Source organism: Rheinheimera pacifica (assembly GCF_900108485.1).
Lineage (GTDB): Bacteria > Pseudomonadota > Gammaproteobacteria > Enterobacterales > Alteromonadaceae > Alishewanella > Alishewanella pacifica.
This window is the reverse complement of the sequence record NZ_FNXF01000011.1, coordinates 31811-52878: the sequence shown is the minus strand read 5'-3', so window position 1 is coordinate 52878 and position 21068 is coordinate 31811. Positions and strand designations below refer to the sequence as shown.

Here is a 21068-nt window from a genome sequence, read left to right as displayed (position 1 = left end):
TTTTTTGCTAAACTGCGCCGCCGTAACACCAGACACCTTTTCTTTTGTAGTGCAGGATACCCGGGCCAATGTAACAGATTGCCGATAGCTGATAGTACTTAATACCGCTTTGCCTGGCGGATAACGTGTTACCTGATCCGGACTGTTAAATGATAACCTACTTAAAACGACACTGGTTTTCCAACCTGCGTGGAGATGTGCTTGCGGCCTTAGTTGTGGCACTGGCGCTGATACCTGAAGCCATTGCTTTTTCTATTATTGCCGGCGTTGACCCCAAAGTTGGCCTGTATGCCTCATTCTGTATTGCGGTAATTACCGCCTTTGCCGGTGGCCGGCCGGGCATGATCTCTGCTGCTACCGGCGCGATGGCACTGTTAATGGTAACACTGGTGCGCGAGCACGGGCTGGAGTACCTGCTTGCTGCTACCTTGCTAACCGGGGTGCTGCAAATTATTTTTGGCCTGTTTAAGCTTGGCGACTTAATGCGTTTTGTCTCGCGCTCTGTGGTGACCGGTTTTGTTAACGCACTGGCGATCCTGATTTTTATTGCACAGCTCCCTGAGCTGACCGAACATGGCTCAGTGCAGGTATATGCTATGACAGCAGCCGGCCTGGCCATTATTTACTTATTTCCCTACCTTACTAAAGCCATACCTTCACCGCTGGTATGCATAGTAGTGCTGACTTCAGTGGCGCTGTATTTTGGTTTTGATATCCGCACTGTGGCTGATATGGGCGAGCTGCCAGACAGCCTGCCGATATTTTTATGGCCTGACGTACCACTAACGTGGAATACCCTAATAATTATTTTGCCGTATGCTTTAGCGTTAGCCGTGGTGGGTATTCTGGAATCGTTAATGACAGCCACTATTGTTGATGATTTAACCGACACCAGCAGTGATAAAAACCGCGAATGTGTTGGCCAGGGCGTAGCAAATATTGGCTCTGGCTTAATTGGTGGTATGGCAGGTTGTGCCATGATTGGCCAATCTGTAATTAACGTAAAATCCGGTGGCCGTACGCGCTTATCTACCTTGCTGGCCGGTATTTTCCTGCTGATATTAATTGTATTTCTGGACGCTTGGGTTGGGCTTATTCCTATGGCGGCGCTGGTGGCCATTATGATTATGGTGTCTATCGGTACTTTTAGCTGGGGCTCGGTGAAAGACTTACGCAAAAACCCGAAAAGCTCCAGCGTGGTAATGATAGCCACGGTGTTGGTAACGGTATTTAGCCATAACCTGGCTTACGGCGTATTAGTGGGCGTGTTATTTAGCGCACTGTTTTTTGCCAGCAAAGTGGGCAAAATTCTGTATATCGGCTCAACACTGTCTGCCGACGGCCGTCTGCGCGAATACCAGGTGGTAGGGCAGGTGTTTTTTACTTCAGCCGAGCACTTTGTCGCAGCCTTTGATTTTAAAGATGCAGTAGAAAAAGTCAGTATTGATTTAAGCCAGGCGCATTTTTGGGATATCACCGCCATTAGTTCGCTGGATAAGGTAGTAATTAAGTTTCGCCGCGAAGGCACCGAAGTAGTGCTGATTGGTTTAAATGAAGCCAGCGCTACCCTGGTAGACAAGTTTGCTGTGCATAACCGGCCAGATGCGGTTGCAAAGCTGATGGGCCATTAATTTTACCGAGGAGCACAACAATGACTAAAAAAGTACTGGCGTGTATTGATGCCTCACCTTATGCCGAAGCGGTATGCGACTACGCCGTATGGGCAGCAAAAAAACTTGATGTGGCGATGTCGGTAGTGCATGTGCTGGACAAAGCGCAACACACCCAAACACCGGATCTTAGCGGCAGTATTGGCCTGGGTTCACAGGAATTATTGTTACAGCAACTGGCCGAGCTGGATGAAAAACACAGCAAGCTGGCAATGGAGCGCAGCCGCAGTATTTTAGATGCCGCCAAAGCACGCGCTGAACACGCCGGTGTGAAAGCGGTAGACGAGCGCTTACGCCACGGCCAGTTGGTAGAAACCTTAACCGAACTGGAAGAGGAAACCCGGCTGCTGGTAATGGGCAAGCGTGGCTTTAGCAGTGCTGAAGCACACGGCCATATGGGCCTGCATGTTGAACGGGTGATCCGCAGTTTACACAAGCCCATCTTGCTTACGCAGCAAAGCTATAAAGCGCCGCAACGTATTATGCTGGCTTATGATGGCAGTGCTACGGCGTTAAAAGGCCTGGAAATGCTGGCAGGCAGCCCGCTGGGCCGCGGCTTGCCGGTGCATCTGGTGATGGCCGGTGCTGAAACCGAAGCCGCCCGGATGCAAATGGACAGCGGTGCTCAAATATTGCGCAATGCCGGTTTTGACACCAAAGTAGCGATAGTAGCCGGCGAGCCGGAAACCGTGCTGCACCAGTATCAGCAAGAGCATGTCATAGATTTAATGGTAATGGGTGCTTATGGCCACTCGCGTATCCGGCAATTTATTGTCGGCAGCACTACCACTGCCATGATATGCAAAGCCAAATGCTCCCTGCTTATTTTACGTTAGTTACTGCAACCCGGCCTGGCCGGGTTGTTTTTTATCAACCCGTGTAACAACACACTTTACTTGCGCAGAAATAAAGATGTTAAACATGAAATTTATCACCGCTTTTATTGCTGTACTGGCCTTGTTGCCAGCCTCTGTTCTGGCCGATACCGGGCCAATTGATCTTACCGGTTCTACGTTGGGCTTCGTTGCCTTGGGCCTATTTGCTTTTGCTTATATGCTGGTGATGGCAGAAGAGAAAATTCATCTGCGTAAATCCAAGCCGGTGCTGGTGGCTGCCGGTATTATCTGGGGCATGATTGGCTGGCACTATACCCAGCAGGGCATGTCTGATGTTGCCCAGGAGTCGTTTCGCCATACCTTGCTGGAATACGCCGAGCTGATGCTGTTTTTGCTGGTAGCTATGACCTACATCAGCGCGTTGGAAGAACGCCGGCTGTTTGATGCCTTGCGTAGCTGGTTAATCCGTAAGGGCTTTAGTTACCGCAGCCTGTTCTGGATTTGCGGCGCGCTGGCATTTTGTATTTCTACGTTCTCTAACAATATGGCCACAGCAATGCTGATGTGTGCCGTGGTAATGAAAGTGGCCGAAGGTGACAAGCGCTTTATCAGCCTGTGCTGTGTCAGTGTAGTGGTGGCCGCCAATGCCGGTGGCGCTTTTATCCCCTTTGGTGACATTACCACCCTGATGGTGTGGCAGGCAGAAAAAGTGACCTTTGCCGAGTTTTTCGTGTTGTTTATCCCGGCTGTGGTTAACTTTGTGATACCCGCCGCAATAATGAGCTTTTTTGTTGAAAACCGTTACCCCGGCAAGCATGACGGTGATGAAGAAGTGGTTGAGTTAAAGCGCGGCGCGCTGCGCATTCTTACGCTGTTTATTTGTACCATTGCCTTATCGGTTGTGTTCCATTCTGTGCTGGGTTTGCCGCCGGTGCTGGGCATGATGACCGGCCTGGGTTTATTACAATTTTTTGGTTACTTCCTGCGGATGACGTTACCCGGTTCTCTGGCGCGCAAACGGGCGCTGGCCGAGCGTGAAGGTGATATGGAACGCATCCGCGCGCTGGGCCAGGTAGTGCCGTTTGATGTATTTAACCGCGTAGCGCGTGCCGAGTGGGATACGCTGCTGTTTTTCTACGGCGTGGTGGTGTGTGTCGGCGGCCTGGGCTTCCTTGGGTATCTGGAACTGTTATCTAACGGCCTGTACGGTAACTTTGACCCAACCTACGCTAACGTAGCACTGGGCCTGATGTCGTCTGTGGTAGATAACATACCGGTAATGTTCGCTGTATTAACCATGGACCCGGCGATGTCGCATGGCCAGTGGTTACTGATCACCTTAACCGCCGGTGTCGGTGGCAGCCTGTTGTCGGTTGGTTCGGCCGCCGGTGTGGCGTTAATGGGCCAGGCCCGCGGTTATTATACTTTTGCCGGCCATTTAAAATGGGCGCCGGTTATTTTGCTGGGTTACATCGCCAGTGTAATGACGCATTTATATTTAAACGCCGACTTGTTTCATATAGTCGGCGATGTAGCCAGCCGCGCCGCCGGGCAATAGCATTTATTAAGGACTTACTATGTCAAAAAAAGTATATTGCGTTGCCCAGTTTCAGCCCAAAGCAGGCAAGGCAGACGAGCTGTTTAAAGTACTGCAAGGCCTGGAGCCGAACACCCTGCGCGAAGACGGCTGCCTGCAGTATATCGTAACCCGGCATATAGCCAGCCCGTTTGCTGAAGGCAAAAGCTTCGCTATTGCTTTTAACGAAATCTGGGCCGACTTGCCAAGTTTTGAAGCGCACTGCCAGCGCAGCGAGATAAAGCACTTCTTTGAAACTTACTGCCTGGCTGAAACCGGCCTGGCAGCAGATTGGAATGTGTGTATTTACAGCGACGAACCAGCCAACTTCGACGCGCCTAAGCTGGGGTAATTTAGCCATTACCCGAAAAAACCTGCATTTTGCAGGTTTTTTTATGTCTGCCGCTTTGTACAGATCAGCCTAGATCACCTGTTTGCCTAAGTTCCTTGCCCTTGTTAGACGGGGTAACCTGTACTTTCTGCTGTACCTGCATGTCATAAATGCTCAAATTGTTGTGTTTTTTATAAATGATCATTACTCTGGCGAAAATCATATTTACAAGTACAGGTTGCCCCGTCTTTAAGTACGGGCCGACCCGTTGAATAAGCGTAAAATGCTCAATGGGGAATGAAACACATGGATGACTTATCAGAACGATTGAGCAATATGATGCGAAGATTTGATGAGGAAACTAGAGATCGATTTTGTTATGCAATCATCCAAGCTTCACAAACTGGAAATTTTGAAGCTTGCTGGTGTCAAAGTGGAAAATTATATAAAGACTGTCATCTCGATAGGCATAAGGATCGTAAAAAAAGTGACGGAGAGGTTAGAAAACAGCTGTCGAATATTTTTGATAGTAAAAAATATTGCTCAGCTTCTTATGATCATAAAAATTGTAAACTTCCAATAAAAGGTGCTCATACAGTACAGCGAGGTAGAGTGTTGTCCAGTATGGCCAAAGATGGTCACGTAGGAACCTTCTATCGGAATATAAATGGTTTTGAACAGCTAAGAGACATAAAAACAGGCATCAAAACGGAAGCGTCAATATTTTATGGGTTCTGTGAATATCATGATACAGAGTTATTTAAAGGTATAGAATTAAAAGACTTTATTGCTAAGTCAGAGAATTGCTGGGCAAGTTCATATCGAGCGGTTTGTCATGAGTACTATCAAAAAAATGCTGCTAAAGAAGCAGTTATATGGCAATTAGAAAACTTGGATAAAGGCTATGATCTGAGTGAGCAATTAATTATTCAGGAACAATTATTTCTCTTAAAAAGGGATTTGTTCAAAGGGTTTGAAGATATCTCATCAATTAAAGATAAATATGAGCAAGCAAGAATACAAGGTAAGTACAATTCGCTCTATTCCTATGTGATTGTGCTGGATAAACCACTCTCTCTTTCTGTTAGCGCTTCAATGTCGCCATATTACAATATTAGTGGCGTCAAAATTCAGAACTTAGGTGATCCTATGTATCTGTTTCAACATTTTGCTTTGTCTACTGTGACTGTAAATGGTTGTGCGGCCTATGTGGTATCTTACTTGAAAGAGCATAAGGTTATAGAAAAATACTTAGAAGATGTTTTTGAAAAGGGTCCGATGTTCGTTAAATCATGGTTGACGAAATGTATTTTCGCATACGCAGAAAATGCTTTTTTTAATCTAGATTGGTGGAGTAACCTTAGAGATGATAAAAAAATAGCTATATACAATCTTGCAATGTCAGAGAATTATACTGTGCATTTTGAAATAGATGACTTGGTCAGCAGTGAAACTCCAGGTTCAATAGTATCTATAGAACGCATTTAACAAAGCATTTCAGCGGACAAGCCGCTGAATGCGGTGTTAAATTTATAACACATAGGATCAGATTCAGTTGTTATGGCTTTTAAGTAGCGAACGAACATAAAGTTTCATTTTAAAAAGAGAGCTCACTGAGTTTCTGCTGACGATAAAGTAACTCCAGCAGCTGCTGCATAACTTAAGCACTTTTCAGTAGTTAATGTAGCCATTACTGCGCTTTCACCATCGCTGAAAACAGCCTTTTCGCCACGCTCAAGGCTGGATAAAAAGCTCATTGTGCCATCCAGAAACGCTTGCTTACGCTCAGGGTGTTTTTCACTGGCAAAGTACAACGCTTCAGATAATTGGGTAAAGCTTTTCTTTTGTTCTGCTGAAAATTCGTATGGTAGTTGGGCGCACATAGTAAGTGCGCCAGATTGCAAGCCGGCTTCATGCCAATTAGCTGCTGCAGCACTAAATGTTAGCAACATAAACCCTGATACAGTTTTAATTTTCATTTCGGCTAATCTGCCATAGAGAGAAACCATTATGTAACAGCACTACTACCAGGATGCTTAGCTTGCCCGTCCAAGTAAGTGTGACGCCGAATATACCCAGAGCCATAACGCAGGCGCCGCAAAGTAATACAGCATGCATAGCAGAATAAAAAATGCGAGACCTTAAATTTGTTTTGTCTGCAGTAATTGTTGCTAAAATCTTTATGGTCCAAACGGCGCCAAATAGCGCCGCTACAGACCAAAACAAATATCCCAACATTAAACCTCGTCCATGTTCAAAAGCCCACGAAGCATTAATTCTCGTTTAGCATTTTTTGCATTCGTTGACGTCATTGCCAATAAAACAGAAGCAAATATCGTAACACACGCCGCAGCTATAGCTGCACTCTTCGCAACGTTACCTCCAGCTTTACCTGCCGTAGCTACATCTTTTGTCAAAGAGTAATTGCTCGCTTGTGCTGCAGTATTGGTCAAGCCTGCTTTGATACCGCCCTTGTAGACAGCCAAGAGTGCACCGGCAATACCAGAGGCAGTGATAAGTCCTGAAACGTCAACACCGATGTAACTTAACGCTGATTTTGCTTTGTCATTTACACCGAAAAATTGTCTTAGCTCTTCGTCTGATAAGCTCCAGCAATACCAGTATGGATTCGCGCTGAGCTGGCCGATAATGCCAAATAAATGTCCAAAAAGCGGTCCGTCATAGCTTCGCAAGTTCAATACTGCTGCGTTAATTTTTTGTATTTCGTGATGATGTAGGCATCTGTATGTAACTATGCCTGTCAGTATGTACATTGCTCCATCCAGCTTTTCCAATTTCGTAGTGAAGCTTCGCAAATCCATCAACTGAATCAGGAATTTAAGTGGATTTTGTTTATACTGCTGATTGACGTATGAAGATTGCATAACTATTCCTTGTTGCTCAAAAGAAGCTAAAAATAACACATGACTCTTTTATTTAACAAGTTAATTTCAAATATGTAGCAGTATATCTTCTATTTGGTGTCTTGTAGATTGAGTATTTACTTTTAAGCTTTGGGGTATATATGAAAACCATTGGCCTTATCGGTGGTATGAGCTGGGAGTCGACTATTCCTTATTACCGCCTGCTTAACGAAGGTGTAAAACAGCAACTGGGTGGGCTGCACTCTGCCAAATGTATTTTAGTCAGCGTTGATTTTTATGAAATTGAGCGCCTGCAGCATGCCAGCGATTGGGACGGCGCTGGTGTTGTGTTGGCCGATGCCGCGCGCTCGCTTGAGGCGGCTGGCGCCGATTTTATTGTACTTTGTACCAACACCATGCATAAAGTAGCCGGCAGCATTGAAGCTGCAGTGAGTATTCCGCTGCTGCATATCGCCGATGCTACCGCCGCTGCAATAAAGCAGGCAGGTTGCAGCCGTGTCGGGCTGCTTGGCACCAAATTTACCATGCAGCAACCCTTTTACCGCGAGCGGCTAACTGAGTTACACGGTATTGAAGTGCTGCTGCCAAATGAAACCGAACAAGACAGCCTGCATCAGATTATTTATCAGGAACTATGTCTGGGTGTCATTACATCTGAATCTAAACAAGCCGTGCGCAAGATGATGGCCGGCCTTGCCTGGCAAGGCGTGGATGGCATTATTCTTGGCTGCACCGAAATTGGTTTACTGGTGGGCAAAGCTGATGCCGCCGTGCCGCTGTTTGATACTACGGTGATCCACGCCGCTGCAGCTGTTAGACTGGCACTAACTGATAACCTAAATACCGGCAAAGCTCCCTAATGGCTGAAACCCCCATCCTGCTGATTTACGACAAAGACTGCCCGGCCTGCAATGCCTATTGCCAGATGGTACGTATTCGCCAGAGTGTCGGCGAGCTTAAACTGATTAACGCCCGCGAAGACACTGAGATAATGCAGCAAATTACCGCTCAGGGGCTGGATATTGATCAGGGCATGGTGCTGAAAATGGGTGACAACTGGTACTACGGCAGTGACGCTATTTATATGCTGTCGCTGCTTAGTAGCCGCAGCGGGTTATTTAACCGGCTGAATTATCACTTATTTAAATCAAAACGGCTGGCAAAGTGGCTGTATCCGCTGTTACGCTTTTGCCGCAACCTGCTGCTGAAACTGCTGGGCAAACGCAAAATTAATAACCTTGGTATTGGCGGTAATGATCGTTTTTAACTGCAGGGAACCCTGATGAACCTCACTTATCTGGAATATGGCGCCAATGGTTTTTATTTGCTGGCGGTGTTTCTGGCAGCACGTAACAGCATTCATACCTGGTGGCTGGGCGTTATTGGCTGTGCGTTATTCTCTGTACTGTTTTATCAGGTAAAACTGTATGCCGAAGTGGTGCTGATGCTGTTTTTTATCGGCACTAACTTTATTGGCTGGTATCAGTGGGGCCGCTCCAGTGGTGTTAAAGCAGTAACCTCAGCACCATTTATCCGCTTGCTGGCTTATGCTGCCCTGGCAATGCTGGTTACCTTGCTGTATGGCTTTGTATTGCACCGCTTTACTGATGCCTACGCGCCCTTTGTTGACTCGGCCATTTTAATGTTCAGCGTGATTGCCCAGTTTTTACTGATGAACCGCAAGCTGGAAACCTGGTGGTTTTGGCTGATTGTGAATACGCTGGCGGTGCCGCTGTATTTTTCGCGCGAATTACACCTTACCGCTATTGTGTATACCGGCTTTTGGTTTAATGCCTGGTACGGTCTGTATTTATGGCGCCGTTTAAGCAAATCGCCAGCCAGTTAAGTGTGTTGTTTGTCGGTTTTTTTTACGTTGGTTCTGCGTTATTAAGCAATTTAGAATATAAGCTGCTGTTTTTGAAATGCTATATTTAGTGGCTCGAATGTTGCTCTGTGCCTTTGCCATATCAGGCAAGACTAATTCACGGAGTGAAGCATGAAAACATTAAAACATTTACTGTGTGTGGCGGGCCTTGCCTTGTCTGGCACAGTGTCTGCCGGCCCAATTCTTATTATAAATGGTGCAGATCAAACTACAGAAGTGGGTACTACCAATGCATTAACGGCGAACTTGCAGGCATTACATTTAGCTGTAGGTAATACAGTTACTATTGTTGATAGCCTGCTGGCCGATATTTCAGGTTATAGCCAGGTGTGGGATGTGCGTTTTTTTAATGCTGCCGCACTGGATTCTGCAGCACAAAATACCTACATGAACTACCTCGGTAATGGTGGTGGTTTATTTTTAATGGGTGAAAACTCAAGCTTTATGGACCGGAATAATTCGGTACTGGAGCTTATCGAGTTGTTAGGTGGCGGGGCTCTTGGCTTCGATGGCTGTTTTGATGGCACGCAGATGGTACACGCCCCATTTACCGGCCCTAATGCAGTAAGCGAAGTAACCTATGCTGCCTCTGGCTGTTTTATGGATAACGGTACTGGCCAGTGGATCACGTCACGTGCTGACGGCTCTATGGGCTCGGGTGTGGCTTTTGGTGTAGGCAGCCTGAGTAATGCAATGGCTGGTGCGTTAACCACGATCCTGGATGTGAATTTTATGATGAATCAGTTTGATTTACCCAATTCACAGGAGTTAACCAAAAACCTGATCGGTTTTATTGGTGATCAGGTTGATCCGGGAAATGATATTCCGGCACCTGCCAGCATTTTACTGTTTGCAGCAGGCTTAGCGGGTTTACGCATGCGTATGCGCTATAGCAACTGATATAGCGTTTAAGTGTGGTTAAAAACGGCCTTTGCGGGCCGTTTTTTTATCAGTGTACAACTTGTACAGCGCGTTAATCTTTGTTCTGTTGCGGCTGAAACTGAAAACCTACGGCTATGCGGTTCCAGGCGTTCATTGTTACTATCACCGCACTTAAATTGACAATTTCCTGCTGGTTGAACTGTGCGGTAAGTTCGGTGTAAATGTCGTCAGATACCTGTTGTTTGGCCAGCAGGGTCAGCGCTTCGGCCCAGCGCAGTGCAGCGCGCTCGCGGGCGGAGAAAAAATGGGTTTCCTGCCAGGCGGCCAGTACATCCAGCCGCTGCTGTTGCTCGCCGTCGTGGCGGGCTTCTGCTGCATGCATATGCAGGCAAAAGGCACAACCGTTCAACTGCGATATGCGCAGGTGCAACAGATGCACCAGTGAGGTTTCAATGACCTGTCCGGCCGCTTCGCCCAGACTACCCAGTGCTTTTACTAAGGTGGGTTGCAGTTTATAAACATCGTTACGATCTATGCGTGGCGTCATGGTGTGCTCCCTTTGCTGATAGAGCCACTATAGTGACGCATAGTGTTTAAACAGAATTGTATTTTTGCGACATGCGAAACTGGCTTTGCTTGCGACGGCGGTACTGGCCGGGCGTCTGGCCGGTAATGCGCTGAAATTGATGAATAAAATGCGCCTGATCATAAAAACCGCTGCAGAGCGCAATATCGGTTAATGCCTGCTGCGGGTTAAGGTTAATCAGTTGTCTGGCATGGCGCACCCGTTGCAGCAGCTTTAACTGGCCGGGTGTTAAGCCAACCTGTTGCAGGAATTTACGCTCAAACTGGCGCCGGCTCAGGTTAACTCCGGCGCTTAGCTCACTAACTGAAAACGTTGTCTGTTGCTGCAATAAAACCGGTAACACCTGTTGAATGTGGCTGCTTTTGGCATTACGTTGTTGCATTTGTTGCAATAACCACTGATCAAGATATTGCAACCTTGCTGCGATATGCTCAGTAGCAGCAAGTTGCTGTTGCAGCTGTTGCAAGGTAGTAATACCAAAATCAGCGGCATTTACCGCATCGCCCTGTAACAGTGGTGCATCCTGCCCAAGCAGCTGAAAAGCGCCGCCGGGATAAAAGCGTATACCAACGGCTTCCAGAGCCTCGGTTAACTGTAAGGTAGTTAGTGTCTGGCTGCCGTTAAAATGACATAGTGGCGGCTGGCCGGGCTGAAAATAAAAATTCAGGCTGCTGCCACCGTCCGGATACAGTGTTTGCCTGTAACCAGCAGCGGGTAAGGTTGTAAGGCGCATAACCCAGTAACATTGCACCCAGGCGGCCAGCGCAGGATGCGGCATAAATGCCTGTAACCCCAAATGCTGCAGGTTGCCGACAGGAGCTGTCGCAGTGCCGGTAATAATCGCAGGCATAGGTTGCTCCTGCTCAGGCAGAAAAAATCAGTTTATCTGCCAGCTTCTGTGGCAGTTGTTGCAAGTCATCGGCGTTGTCACTTACTACCACTACGTTGGCTTTAGACATGGCCAGGGTTAAGCCCTGATAACGTTTATCAGCAAAGCTGGCAACAAAATCCAGTTCAGCTTCTTTGGGCACAATAAATACAGTGGCATAACCGTTAGCGGTTTTTACTGCCAGGTGTAAAGACCGTACCCCCTGAAAGGTGCAGTAACGGGCATAAATTATCTCATCCTGCCAGTCTTGCAGGCTGGCATCAAAACTGGCCAGTTTCAGATTTACTTCATCTAGAGGCTGCATTTGCGCATGCTGCTGCAAATATGCATTCTCATGGTACACATGTGCCAGCGCATGGCTGCCAAGATCCGTGGCAAAACTGTTTTGATACAGCTGTACACTCAGCACCGATACCAGCGCAATACTGGCTGCCAGCGCCAGTGGCGTAAACCAGCGGCGCAGTGGTTTACCTTGCTGCTGTGCCGGTATTTGCAGCAGGCGTTCGGCCAGCATCGGCGGCACCGGTACCTGTAAGGCATCTTCCAGATCCCGTTGCTGTTGTTGCAGTTCAAGGGCAAATTGCTGCAAAGTAGTATCCCGTGCTAAGGCATCACGCACCGCCGGCTCCTGGCTAAAAGGGTCAACCAGTAAAATACGGCGTACTTCAGTGTTATTCATCGTGAGTCTCCCCATGCCGGTTAATGTTCAGTTGTTCACGCAATAGCTTGCGGGCGCGGAATAAACGGGTATTTACCGTATTAACGTTCAGTTGCAGCAGGTTGGCTATTTCATCACTGCTAAAGCCACCAATAACCTGCATTATCAGTGGCTCACGGTATTCTTCCGGCAAAGCCGCCATATAATTACGTAACTTATTGTTGTCGCAATCTTGTTCGGCACTACTTTGCCCGGTGTCGGGCAGGCTGTCTTGTTCTGCGGCGTCGTCATAGTCAAATTGTTTGCGCTCGAAGCGGCGGGCATTTTCGCGGCGCAATATGGTAATTAACCAGGATTTTGCTGCAGCTGCATCCAGCAGGCTGTCCAGGTGTTTCCAGGCACGTAAAAAGGTTTCCTGTACTAAATCCTGGGCGATATCGGGGTCTTTACACAGCCAGTAGCCATAGCGATATATATCAGCATGGTAAAGCTGTACCAATTGTTCATAGCGCTTATTTTTACTGCCGCTGGGTTTAAGCAGCACAACGTGCGGCATTGGTGTTACCGAATTGTCTGGTGGCGTGGTTGATTGCTCTGGCATGGCACTGGCGTTAATTGCTGCTGAATTGGGCGATAGCCTAGCGCTATTGTGCTTCGCTGGCAAAAAATGAATGTTATTCATAAGCTGGCCTTTGCTGCATTTGCCCTGTGCTTTGGTGGCATAACCAGTAGTCAAGGCTGGTATAACGGCCGCCGCCGCTAAAAAACAGGCTGACTAACATGACACAGTAAGTGGCCGCAAACTCGATACCATTGTTCAGAATGACCACATTACCGTTGCTGGTAAGCCAGCCATAATTGCCGTGTTGCTGCAACAGCTCTTTAATCCTGCTTAGCTGTTCGGCCGAGTTAACCACCCGCTCGTTAGCCAGCCAACTGCTGCTGTCGGCTATTGCCAGCCAGCCGTTGGGCCAGTGTACGGCAAAAATGGCCACCAGCATGGTGATGATCAGCGGAATGCTAACTAAACGGGTAAACAAGCCAAGTAATAAAAACACTGCCCCCAGAGTTTCTGCTGCAATCGCCAACGCGGCCAGCAATGCCGGAGCTGGTAAACCTAAACCCCAGTCAGTATTGGCAAACCAGGCTACAGTATTGTCAAAATGCTGATATTTATTCCAGCCCGCCTGCAACAGCACCGGTGCCAGATATAGCCTGAGCAATAGCGGAGCCAGGCCTGATAGCCGCTGGCTTTGTGTAATGGTGTGATGATAGAAAGATAGTGCCGCTTGCATCTGCGGGCCCCGTAATCAGATTAACTGAGGTATAAGAACGGCGGGCAGGCAGATGTATTTCAGCGCAGCGCTAATTTACTGCCAACAGAAAGCTTAATGTACGCGGTATAAGCGGCAGAAAAAGTCGATTACTGCATCGGCGTCAAGGTTGGTAAAGCGCACTTTACGTTTGCTTACTATGGCGTTGCCCAGGGTTTTTAAGGTATGTTCCAGCGGTACACCGGCTGGGCGTTCTAATTCGTGGTCAGCAAACAGAAAGTTAAGTGCGACCGAAGTGTAAGATTTACCCGGTGTTAACGATACTAATTCCAGCTCCTGTAAGCGTACGCCCAGGTTGCGGATTTTTTGTAAGCGGTAAGTCTCGTTCATAATTTGCCCCGTGTACTGTTTGCCTTGATAAACACTGTATCGACAACAACGGGTATTTCTTTAATTAAACAATGAAATTGGCCAGCACAGCAGGGCTGCTTTTTGCTAGTATAGCCGCTATAACAGCTGGTTAAGCTAAGGTAATACATGACCCAACACCTCAATCCTCTGGCACTGACGGTACAACAACTCGGGCCGCATCTGGACAGCAAACTGATTAAACAGGCGCTGGATGTTAAGCAACTGATCCCGGCGTTTATTGGCCAGGACAGAGCTAAGTCGGCGCTGGCTTTCGCCATTGGCATGGATATGCCAGGTTACAACCTGTACGTAATGGGCGAGCCGGCATTAGGGCGTTTTACGCTGGTGCAGGACATACTGCAGCAAGCTGCCAGTGAAAAGGCGACCCCCGAAGAGTGGTGTTACCTGAATAACTTTGAGGATGAGCGTGTACCCAACACTCTGCGTTTACTGCCGGGTGAAGGCAAAATTCTGGTTAAAAAAATTGAAGCGCTGATCGATGAACTGCTGGATACCTTTCCGGCTGCCTTTGATAACCCCGGTTATCAGCGTAAGAAAAAAGCCATCGCCCGCGCCTTTGATGATAAATACGAAAATGCTATTGAGCTGGTAGAAAGCAAAGCGCTGGAAAAAAATGTTGTGCTGTACGAAGAGAACGGCGCAGTAAGCTTTTCGCCAATTATCGACGGCAAGCCGCTGGACGATCAGGAGTTTTCTAAACTCACCGAAGAGCAACGGCAGTATTTTTATGGTCTGGTCAGCGAGCTGGAAACCATACTGAATGAGCAGTTGCTGGAATTGCCACAGTGGAAACGTGAGCTGTCAGAAAGCCTGCGCGCCTTGCGTAAAGACACCATAGAACAGGCGATTAAACCGCTGCTGAAACAGCTGGAGCATGACTATGCTGCTGAGCTGGGTGTATTGCGTTATATTCGCGAAATGCGCAGCCATCTGGTAAAAGCGGTGCTGGAACTGATGCCGGATGAATCTGAAGCGGAGAAGCAAGAAGAAGCCGACAACCGCGAAATTTTTATTGAAGAATTTGTGCCCAACGTACTGGTGCACTACGAAAGTATGTCAGGCGCGCCGATTATTTTTGAACCTAACCCCAGTTACGGCAACCTGTTTGGCCGGGTAGAGTACAATTCCAGCAGCGGTAACTTATACACCAACTACCGCATGATCCGCCCCGGTGCTTTACACCGTGCCAATGGCGGTTATCTGATCCTGGATGCTGACCGGCTGCTGACACAACCGCAACTGTGGGATGCATTAAAACTGGCGCTAAAATCCGGCGAGCTGTTAATTGATACACTGTCGGAGCACGCCGTTACCAACTCAACCATTATTACACCACGGGCAATACCGCTGAATGTCAAAGTGGTGCTGTTGGGCTCGCGCGACCTGTATTACCTTATTCAGGACGTTGACGACGAGTTTAACGAGCTGTTCCGGGTGTTGGCCGACTTTGAGCATTATCTGCCCAATACCGCCGAAACCATCACTTATATGGCAATGCAGATACGCGAGCAAATGCGCTTGCTGAATATTGACGAGCTGACCGCCAGCGGCCTTAAACAACTGCTGACTTTTAGTTTTCGCCAGGCTGAGCATCAGCGTAAGTTGTCGGCCCGCTTTGCCGACGTATTAGAGCTGGTGCGCGAAGCCTGCTACTACGCCGGCCAGCAACACAGCAGTAGTTTAACTGCAGAGCATATTCAGCAGGCGCTTAAAGGCAAGCAGCACCGCACCGGCCGTATCAGCGAAGGCTTTTTAGAAGATATTCAGGAAGGCCAGATTTTAATTGATACCGATGGCCTGGCCGTGGGCAAAATTAATGGCCTGACGGTACTGGAAATTGGTGATACCGCCTTTGGCACACCTGCGCGGATTAGCGCTACGGTATTTGCCGGCTCCAGCGGTGTAGTCGATATTGAACGCGAGGTTGAACTGGGCAAAGCCATTCACTCCAAAGGCGTGCTGTTGTTGACCGGTTACCTTGGTGCTAAATATGCCCGGCAGTTTCCATTAACGCTGTCAGCTAATATTGCTATGGAGCAAAGCTACGGCCATATTGACGGCGACAGTGCCTCGCTGGCTGAAGTATGCGCGCTGTTATCGGCCATTACAGATATCCCGATTAAACAAAGCCTGGCGGTGACAGGGTCAATTAACCAGCATGGCCAGGTGCAGGCCATTGGCGGGGTGAATGAAAAAATAGAAGGCTACTTCCGCTTATGCCAAAGTCGCGGTTTAACCGGCGAGCAGGGCGTGATTATTCCGGCCAGTAATCAGCTGAATTTAGTGCTGAATGACGATGTTATTACCGCGGTAAAACAGCAGAAGTTTCATTTGTATGTGGTAAAAACCGTGGATGAAGCGTTAACCCTGCTAACCGGTGTAGAAGCCGGTGAGAAAAACAGCCGCGGCCAGTATCCAAAAAAATCAGTTAATGGCCGCGCTTTGGTGCGGCTGGCAGAGATTGCTGAAATAGTAAATGGCAGTATGGATGAGGATTAGTTAACACATCCATATGAGAATCGGTTCGTGTTATATCCACGGATTAAAGCGTCGCAAAAGCCGGGTGATACAGCACCTGGCCGTTTTTACCTTTAAGCGCGCCGGGTGTCAGCTCTAACAGCATAAAGGCGTTATCCGCTGCGTGCCACGGGCAGCTAATATTAAACCGGCTGGCCGGGGTAAAACCAAACCGCGGGTAATAAGCCGGATGGCCCAGCACTACTACTGCAGCTACCCCCTGTTTTTTACATTGCTCCAGCCCGGCACGTACCAGTGCCGAACCTATGCCCTGATGCTGCAATACATTGCTTACCGCCATTGGCGCTAAGGCCATTAGCCGGGTTTGCGGTGCTTTATCCAGCGTAGCGGCTGAAAACAGAATATGGCCGACAATCTGGCCATGTTGTTCAGCCACTAACGCTATGCAGTCTGCTGTTTGCTGGCGCAATGCGGTGATCAGGTTAACTTCAGCTTCATTATTAAACGCAGAGCGGGTAAGGCTGGCTATTGCCTCGTAGTCGGCCGGGGTTTCAGCGCGCACCGTAGTGTCATATCCGAGTGCATGCCAGGTGCTGTTGCGGCGGCGCTGCAGGGTGCGGCTGATATTGTGCAGTAAAGTCATGGCAAGGGCCGACTGACGCTCAGGTGGTTTTAGTTTACCTGAGTACAGCCGGCAAACAAGCTAACTGTTAACATTTAGCGGTTTTTACGCCGCCTTAATAGTGCAAGTGCTGTAAACAGCAGTAGCAACAGGGCGCAAAATATGGCCAACGGCCAATCGCCAAAGCGGGTATAGGGTGTTTGGCCGTTGGTTAAGCGTATGTTGTCTTGCAGCACTGCTTCTGTAAACTGCGCGGCTTTAGCGGAGATATTACCACTGGCATCAACGGTGGCGGTAACGCCGGTATTGGTAGCGCGCAGTAACGGGCGGCCAAACTCCAGTGCGCGCATTTGCGCTATTTGCAAATGCTGGTGTGGGCCTATGCTGTCGCCAAACCAGGCGTCATTGCTTACTGTTAGCAGCAGTTGGGTCGCATCGGTCATATTGGCGGCTATCTGGGCTGGAAAGGCAATTTCAAAGCAAATTGCCGGCAGCAAGTGGTAACTGTTTGCCACCAGGTTGGGCTGCACATAACTGCCACGGCTGAACGAGCTCATCGGTAAATCAAAAATAGGTGCCAGTTTGCGTAACAAGCTCTCCAGTGGCACAAATTCACCTATCGGTAGTAAGTGGTGCTTGCTGTAGCGGTTGCCATGGCCGTAAAAGTAGTCGCCGTCAGTGGAGTCGGTGTAGCGCTTACCCAGTACAATCAGGTTGTTCCAGGCTTGTTCGGTTTGGCTGTGGTAATCGAGAATGCCGCTGATGACTGCGGTATTCTGATACAGCGCTGCACGGTTGAGGTTATCAAGAAAATCCTGCGCGACAGGTTCCAGCCGCGGAATGGCCGCTTCCGGCCAGATAATTAAATCGGCCTGAAAGTTTGGCCGTGTCATATCCATATATTTAAGCATGGTGGGCCATTCCTGCTCGGGCGCCCAGCGTAAATCCTGCTTGATATTGCCTTGTACCAACGCGACAGACAGCTGTTGCTCACCGTACTGCCAGCCGTTAAATTTAACCAGTTGCGGGCTGAACAGAAATAATAAACCGGCAATAAAGGCGTAGCTATAGCGGCTAAGCACACGTTGCGGGGTAAAAAGCTGCGCCAGCGCTGCGGCAGAGAAAACCAGCAAAAAGCTGATGCCGGTTTCGCCAAGCAGCGGGGCGAAATCACGCAGGCCGCTGCTGGTTTGGCTGTAGCCCATAGACAGCCAGGGAAAACCGGTAAATAACCAGCTGCGCAACCATTCTGCCACTGTCCAGCAGGCGGCAAATAACAGTGGCGTAAACGCCGGACGTTGCAATTTATAGCTAAGCAGGCTTGCCAGGGCGGGAAATAACGCCAAATAACTAACCAGTAAGGCCATTAGCCCCAGGCTGCCTGCCAGCGGCAAGCCACCGAATTGATCAATACTGACATGCACCCAACTGATGCCAACACCAAACCAGCCGAGGCCAAAACTAAAACCTCTGAGCGCGGCTTGTTTAGCCGTTGGCGCACGCTGCAGTAAAAACACCAGCAGTGCCAGGCTAAGCAGTGGCAGCCACCAGAGCGTATAAGGGGCAAAGGCCAGCGTAGTAACCCCACCGGCCGCAATCAGCAGCAGGTGGGGCAGGGCCTGGTGTAACTTGGTGATTACAGCACGCAAGATAGTTAGTTTTCCTCTGTCTCGGCAGGTTCTTTAGCGCGGATCACTTGCAGCTGCACTAAACGGCGGCTGTTAGCTTTGCTGACCTTAAAGGTTAGCCCTTCAAGTTCGATGCTTTCACCTTTAGCCGGCATATGGCCAAAGGCATGCAGCACTATGCCGCCAATGGTGTCGGCGTCTTCTTCATCAAAGGTGGTGTTAAAGGATTCGTTAAATTCATCCAGCGGCGTTAAGGCGCTAACCTGAAACACCCGGGATGCCATTTTTTTGATATCGTTTTCTTCTTCATCGTCGTGCTCATCTTCAATTTCGCCGACAATTTGTTCCAGAATATCTTCAATGGTTACCAGGCCGGATACACCGCCATATTCATCAACCACTATGGCCATATGGTAGCGTTTCTGGCGGAATTCTTTTAGCAGCGCATCAACCCGTTTACTTTCGGGGATAATCACCGCCGGGCGCAGTAAATCGCGCAGGTGCCAGTCGTTAACGTTGGGGTCCAGCGCGAACTGCAGCAAGTCTTTAACCAGCAGTATGCCTTCAATATGGTCTTTGTCTTCATTAACGACAGGATAGCGGCTGTGATTGTTTTCCATCAGGATGGGCAGCATATCGGCGACGGAGTCGTCAATGTCGATGGTGGCCATCTGGGAGCGCGGTACCATAATGTCGCGGGCCCGCATACTGGAAACATCCAGCACGCCGTCCAGCATGCTTTTGGTATCGGCATCAATCAGGTTTCGCGTTTGCGCTTCGCTGATGATGTCTTGTAAGTCAGATATATCTTGTGGTTCTGCACTAAAGATACTGGCGATCCGATCTAACCAGGATTTACCGGCAGAACCGCGACTAGAGTGGGGATTGTCGTCACTCATGGGTGAACTGTTGCTCCAAAAAACAAAAAAAACCTATTCGTTATCCAACAAATAGGGGTTAGTAATGCCAAGTTGCTGCAATATGGTGACTTCTTCGGCTTCCATTTGCTCGGCATCGTCGTCATTTATATGGTCAAAGCCCAATAAATGCAAGCATCCGTGTACTACCATATGTGCCCAGTGTGCCTGCAGGCTTTTATGTTGCTCCGCTGCTTCAGCCGCCACAACCGGGGCGCAAATGACTAAGTCGCCCAACAGCGGCAGTTCAATGCCCGGCGGGCACTGAAACGGAAAACTCAGCACATTGGTGGGTTTATCTTTGCTGCGATAATCAAAATTCAGCTGCTGGCTTTCGGCATCATCAACAATCCGCACTGTGACTTCTGCCTCTGCCTGAAAAGGCAGTATGGCCGCATCCAGCCACTGCTGAACCTGCTCTTCGGTAGGTAAATTGTCTGCTGTGCTGGCCAGCTGTAAATCGAGAATAATTGCCATTATTGGCCTTTAGCTGCGTTATCTGCTGCCGCTTTGGCGGCTTCAAAGGCTTCATAAGCCATAACAATGCGCTGCACTATCGGGTGGCGCACCACGTCTTTGGCGGTAAAATGATTAAAGCTGATTTCGTCTACTTCGCTCAGTACATCAATGGCATGTTTTAAACCGGAATACTGGCCGCGGGGTAAATCCACCTGAGTAATATCGCCGGTGATCACCGCCTTGGAGCTAAAGCCAATGCGGGTTAAAAACATTTTCATTTGTTCAACCGTGGTGTTCTGGCTTTCATCGAGAATAATAAAGGCGTCGTTCAGCGTGCGGCCACGCATATAGGCCAGTGGTGCAATTTCAATAATGCCGCGCTCAAGGTATTTTTCGACCTTTTCAAAGCCGAGCATTTCAAACAGGGCGTCGTACAAAGGGCGCAGGTACGGGTCGACTTTTTGTGCTAAGTCGCCGGGTAAAAAGCCCAGTTTTTCACCGGCTTCTACCGCCGGGCGCGTTAATACAATGCGCCGCACCAGATTACGTTCCAGCGCGTCTACGGCACAGGCTACGGCTAAATAGGTTTTACCGGTACCGGCCGGGCCAATACCAAAACAGACATCATGTTTAAGCACATTGCCAACATAAGCGGCCTGATTCGGGTTGCGCGGTTTGATCAGGCCTTTTTTGGTTTTCAGGCTAAAATCACGCGGCTCGCCGTCGTGTTGCTGGTACTGAATATCGTAGTTTTCACTGATCAGCAAATGCACCTGCTCAGGCGTTAACTCTGCCGCTGGCAACGCAGTGGCAGCATACAATTGCTGCAGAACATCCAAGGCAGCGGCAACGTTATCGGCCGGGCCAGCTATTTTAAGCTGGTTGTCGCGCTGGCTGATCTCAACCAGTAAACGGCGTTCAACGTGTTTTAAGTTATCGTCAAAGGGGCCACATAACAGCGTTAACCGCCGGTTGTCAGCACCTTCCAGCGTTAAATCTGCAGTATGTAAAGTTGTGCTCAAATGCCTGCCTCAGTGTAAAAGGGGGCATTAATGCCCCC

Annotated in this window: 23 protein-coding genes; 10 read left to right on the top strand and 13 right to left on the bottom strand. The window is 48.8% G+C overall.

Going from position 1 to position 21068, the window contains the following annotated elements:
- Window positions 1–149: 149 nt before the first annotated feature.
- The 5 genes from BLW68_RS13890 (at window position 150) to BLW68_RS13870 (ending at window position 5901) form a co-directional block, all read left to right on the top strand.
- A complete protein-coding gene (locus tag BLW68_RS13890; RefSeq protein ID WP_092794515.1) occupies window positions 150–1631 on the top strand; it encodes a SulP family inorganic anion transporter in 1482 nt (493 codons plus the stop codon).
- A gap of 20 nt (window positions 1632–1651) precedes the next feature.
- Window positions 1652–2506, top strand: coding sequence for a universal stress protein (locus tag BLW68_RS13885; protein ID WP_092794512.1), 855 nt, complete (start codon window positions 1652–1654; stop codon window positions 2504–2506).
- 85 nt (window positions 2507–2591) lie between these two features.
- Window positions 2592–4064: a sodium:proton antiporter NhaD gene (gene nhaD, locus BLW68_RS13880; protein ID WP_092794783.1), complete on the top strand. Its 1473-nt coding sequence runs from the start codon at window positions 2592–2594 to the stop codon at window positions 4062–4064.
- A 19-nt stretch (window positions 4065–4083) separates the two neighbouring features.
- Window positions 4084–4434: a putative quinol monooxygenase gene (locus BLW68_RS13875; RefSeq protein ID WP_092794509.1), complete on the top strand. Its 351-nt coding sequence runs from the start codon at window positions 4084–4086 to the stop codon at window positions 4432–4434.
- Between the two features lie 285 nt (window positions 4435–4719).
- The gene (locus BLW68_RS13870; RefSeq protein ID WP_177172248.1) at window positions 4720–5901 is read left to right on the top strand and encodes an SEC-C metal-binding domain-containing protein; all 1182 of its coding nucleotides are present in this window, start codon (window positions 4720–4722) and stop codon (window positions 5899–5901) included.
- Window positions 5902–6023: 122 nt separating this feature from the next.
- Here BLW68_RS13870 and BLW68_RS13865 read toward each other — a convergent pair whose 3' ends face one another.
- Both BLW68_RS13865 and BLW68_RS13855 read right to left on the bottom strand, forming a co-directional pair.
- On the bottom strand, window positions 6024–6392 hold the full coding sequence (locus BLW68_RS13865) for a hypothetical protein (protein ID WP_092794503.1): 369 nt from the start codon (window positions 6390–6392) through the stop codon (window positions 6024–6026).
- 258 nt (window positions 6393–6650) lie between these two features.
- Window positions 6651–7298 (bottom strand): hypothetical protein, encoded by a 648-nt coding sequence (locus BLW68_RS13855; protein WP_092794495.1) that lies wholly within the window; start codon window positions 7296–7298, stop codon window positions 6651–6653.
- 140 nt (window positions 7299–7438) lie between these two features.
- Here BLW68_RS13855 and BLW68_RS13850 point away from each other — a divergent pair, with 140 nt between their 5' ends.
- From BLW68_RS13850 to BLW68_RS13835, 4 genes are all read left to right on the top strand, one after another.
- Window positions 7439–8158: an aspartate/glutamate racemase family protein gene (locus tag BLW68_RS13850; protein ID WP_092794492.1), complete on the top strand. Its 720-nt coding sequence runs from the start codon at window positions 7439–7441 to the stop codon at window positions 8156–8158.
- A complete protein-coding gene (locus BLW68_RS13845) occupies window positions 8158–8565 on the top strand; it encodes a DCC1-like thiol-disulfide oxidoreductase family protein (protein WP_092794489.1) in 408 nt (135 codons plus the stop codon). The genes BLW68_RS13850 and BLW68_RS13845 overlap by 1 nt, the downstream gene beginning before the upstream one ends.
- Window positions 8566–8580: 15 nt before the next feature.
- Window positions 8581–9144, top strand: a complete 564-nt coding sequence (gene pnuC, locus BLW68_RS13840; RefSeq protein WP_092794485.1) for a nicotinamide riboside transporter PnuC — start codon at window positions 8581–8583, stop codon at window positions 9142–9144.
- Window positions 9145–9294: 150 nt separating this feature from the next.
- On the top strand, window positions 9295–10083 hold the full coding sequence (locus BLW68_RS13835; protein ID WP_092794482.1) for a PEP-CTERM sorting domain-containing protein: 789 nt from the start codon (window positions 9295–9297) through the stop codon (window positions 10081–10083).
- Between the two features lie 73 nt (window positions 10084–10156).
- Here the strand turns inward: BLW68_RS13835 and BLW68_RS13830 are convergent, their stop codons facing one another.
- The 6 genes from BLW68_RS13830 to BLW68_RS13805 form a co-directional block, all read right to left on the bottom strand.
- Window positions 10157–10612: a carboxymuconolactone decarboxylase family protein gene (locus tag BLW68_RS13830; RefSeq protein ID WP_092794477.1), complete on the bottom strand. Its 456-nt coding sequence runs from the start codon at window positions 10610–10612 to the stop codon at window positions 10157–10159.
- 46 nt (window positions 10613–10658) lie between these two features.
- Complete coding sequence (locus tag BLW68_RS13825; protein ID WP_092794473.1) at window positions 10659–11501, bottom strand: helix-turn-helix domain-containing protein; 843 nt, start codon at window positions 11499–11501, stop codon at window positions 10659–10661.
- Between the two features lie 13 nt (window positions 11502–11514).
- Window positions 11515–12219 (bottom strand): DUF3379 family protein, encoded by a 705-nt coding sequence (locus tag BLW68_RS13820; RefSeq protein ID WP_177172247.1) that lies wholly within the window; start codon window positions 12217–12219, stop codon window positions 11515–11517.
- A complete protein-coding gene (locus BLW68_RS13815) occupies window positions 12212–12880 on the bottom strand; it encodes a sigma-70 family RNA polymerase sigma factor (protein WP_092794463.1) in 669 nt (222 codons plus the stop codon). The genes BLW68_RS13820 and BLW68_RS13815 overlap by 8 nt, the downstream gene beginning before the upstream one ends.
- Window positions 12873–13493 carry an HvfX family Cu-binding RiPP maturation protein gene (locus BLW68_RS13810; RefSeq protein ID WP_092794460.1) on the bottom strand — a complete coding sequence of 207 codons (621 nt, stop codon included), beginning with the start codon at window positions 13491–13493 and terminating at the stop codon, window positions 12873–12875. Before BLW68_RS13810 ends, BLW68_RS13815 begins: the two co-directional genes overlap by 8 nt.
- A 93-nt stretch (window positions 13494–13586) precedes the next feature.
- Window positions 13587–13862 (bottom strand): hypothetical protein, encoded by a 276-nt coding sequence (locus BLW68_RS13805; RefSeq protein WP_092794456.1) that lies wholly within the window; start codon window positions 13860–13862, stop codon window positions 13587–13589.
- A 147-nt stretch (window positions 13863–14009) separates the two neighbouring features.
- On the opposite strand from BLW68_RS13805, the gene BLW68_RS13800 reads away from it, so the two are divergent.
- Window positions 14010–16403 carry a Lon protease family protein gene (locus tag BLW68_RS13800; protein ID WP_092794453.1) on the top strand — a complete coding sequence of 798 codons (2394 nt, stop codon included), beginning with the start codon at window positions 14010–14012 and terminating at the stop codon, window positions 16401–16403.
- Between the two features lie 43 nt (window positions 16404–16446).
- Here BLW68_RS13800 and BLW68_RS13795 read toward each other — a convergent pair whose 3' ends face one another.
- The 5 genes from BLW68_RS13795 to BLW68_RS13775 all read right to left on the bottom strand — a co-directional run bounded on the left by BLW68_RS13795 (window position 16447) and on the right by BLW68_RS13775 (window position 21030).
- Complete coding sequence (locus tag BLW68_RS13795) at window positions 16447–17025, bottom strand: GNAT family N-acetyltransferase (protein ID WP_092794451.1); 579 nt, start codon at window positions 17023–17025, stop codon at window positions 16447–16449.
- Between the two features lie 74 nt (window positions 17026–17099).
- Window positions 17100–18653: an apolipoprotein N-acyltransferase gene (gene lnt / locus BLW68_RS13790; protein ID WP_245728344.1), complete on the bottom strand. Its 1554-nt coding sequence runs from the start codon at window positions 18651–18653 to the stop codon at window positions 17100–17102.
- Between the two features lie 5 nt (window positions 18654–18658).
- On the bottom strand, window positions 18659–19531 hold the full coding sequence (locus BLW68_RS13785) for a CorC family transporter (RefSeq protein ID WP_092794444.1): 873 nt from the start codon (window positions 19529–19531) through the stop codon (window positions 18659–18661).
- Window positions 19532–19564: 33 nt separating this feature from the next.
- On the bottom strand, window positions 19565–20026 hold the full coding sequence (ybeY, locus tag BLW68_RS13780; protein ID WP_092794442.1) for an rRNA maturation RNase YbeY: 462 nt from the start codon (window positions 20024–20026) through the stop codon (window positions 19565–19567).
- Window positions 20026–21030, bottom strand: a complete 1005-nt coding sequence (locus tag BLW68_RS13775; protein ID WP_092794439.1) for a PhoH family protein — start codon at window positions 21028–21030, stop codon at window positions 20026–20028. Before BLW68_RS13775 ends, ybeY begins: the two co-directional genes overlap by 1 nt.
- Window positions 21031–21068 lie beyond the last annotated feature (38 nt).

Bases quoted from the DNA above. Each gene is read 5' to 3' on its own strand.
- BLW68_RS13795 (WP_092794451.1), bottom strand. From the start codon at position 17,025: ATGACTTTACTGCACAATATCAGCCGCACCCTGCAGCGCCGCCGCAAC.
- BLW68_RS13865 (WP_092794503.1), bottom strand. From the start codon at position 6,392: ATGAAAATTAAAACTGTATCAGGGTTTATGTTGCTAACATTTAGTGCT.
- BLW68_RS13870 (WP_177172248.1), top strand. From the start codon at position 4,720: ATGGATGACTTATCAGAACGATTGAGCAATATGATGCGAAGATTTGAT.
- ybeY (WP_092794442.1), bottom strand. From the start codon at position 20,026: ATGGCAATTATTCTCGATTTACAGCTGGCCAGCACAGCAGACAATTTA.
- BLW68_RS13805 (WP_092794456.1), bottom strand. From the start codon at position 13,862: ATGAACGAGACTTACCGCTTACAAAAAATCCGCAACCTGGGCGTACGC.
- BLW68_RS13845 (WP_092794489.1), top strand. From the start codon at position 8,158: ATGGCTGAAACCCCCATCCTGCTGATTTACGACAAAGACTGCCCGGCC.
- BLW68_RS13830 (WP_092794477.1), bottom strand. From the start codon at position 10,612: ATGACGCCACGCATAGATCGTAACGATGTTTATAAACTGCAACCCACC.
- nhaD (WP_092794783.1), top strand. From the start codon at position 2,592: ATGAAATTTATCACCGCTTTTATTGCTGTACTGGCCTTGTTGCCAGCC.
- BLW68_RS13785 (WP_092794444.1), bottom strand. From the start codon at position 19,531: ATGAGTGACGACAATCCCCACTCTAGTCGCGGTTCTGCCGGTAAATCC.
- BLW68_RS13835 (WP_092794482.1), top strand. From the start codon at position 9,295: ATGAAAACATTAAAACATTTACTGTGTGTGGCGGGCCTTGCCTTGTCT.
- BLW68_RS13825 (WP_092794473.1), bottom strand. From the start codon at position 11,501: ATGCCTGCGATTATTACCGGCACTGCGACAGCTCCTGTCGGCAACCTG.
- BLW68_RS13885 (WP_092794512.1), top strand. From the start codon at position 1,652: ATGACTAAAAAAGTACTGGCGTGTATTGATGCCTCACCTTATGCCGAA.
- BLW68_RS13810 (WP_092794460.1), bottom strand. From the start codon at position 13,493: ATGCAAGCGGCACTATCTTTCTATCATCACACCATTACACAAAGCCAG.
- BLW68_RS13815 (WP_092794463.1), bottom strand. From the start codon at position 12,880: ATGAATAACATTCATTTTTTGCCAGCGAAGCACAATAGCGCTAGGCTA.
- BLW68_RS13820 (WP_177172247.1), bottom strand. From the start codon at position 12,219: ATGAATAACACTGAAGTACGCCGTATTTTACTGGTTGACCCTTTTAGC.
- BLW68_RS13855 (WP_092794495.1), bottom strand. From the start codon at position 7,298: ATGCAATCTTCATACGTCAATCAGCAGTATAAACAAAATCCACTTAAA.
- pnuC (WP_092794485.1), top strand. From the start codon at position 8,581: ATGAACCTCACTTATCTGGAATATGGCGCCAATGGTTTTTATTTGCTG.
- BLW68_RS13890 (WP_092794515.1), top strand. From the start codon at position 150: ATGATAACCTACTTAAAACGACACTGGTTTTCCAACCTGCGTGGAGAT.
- BLW68_RS13850 (WP_092794492.1), top strand. From the start codon at position 7,439: ATGAAAACCATTGGCCTTATCGGTGGTATGAGCTGGGAGTCGACTATT.
- BLW68_RS13875 (WP_092794509.1), top strand. From the start codon at position 4,084: ATGTCAAAAAAAGTATATTGCGTTGCCCAGTTTCAGCCCAAAGCAGGC.
- BLW68_RS13800 (WP_092794453.1), top strand. From the start codon at position 14,010: ATGACCCAACACCTCAATCCTCTGGCACTGACGGTACAACAACTCGGG.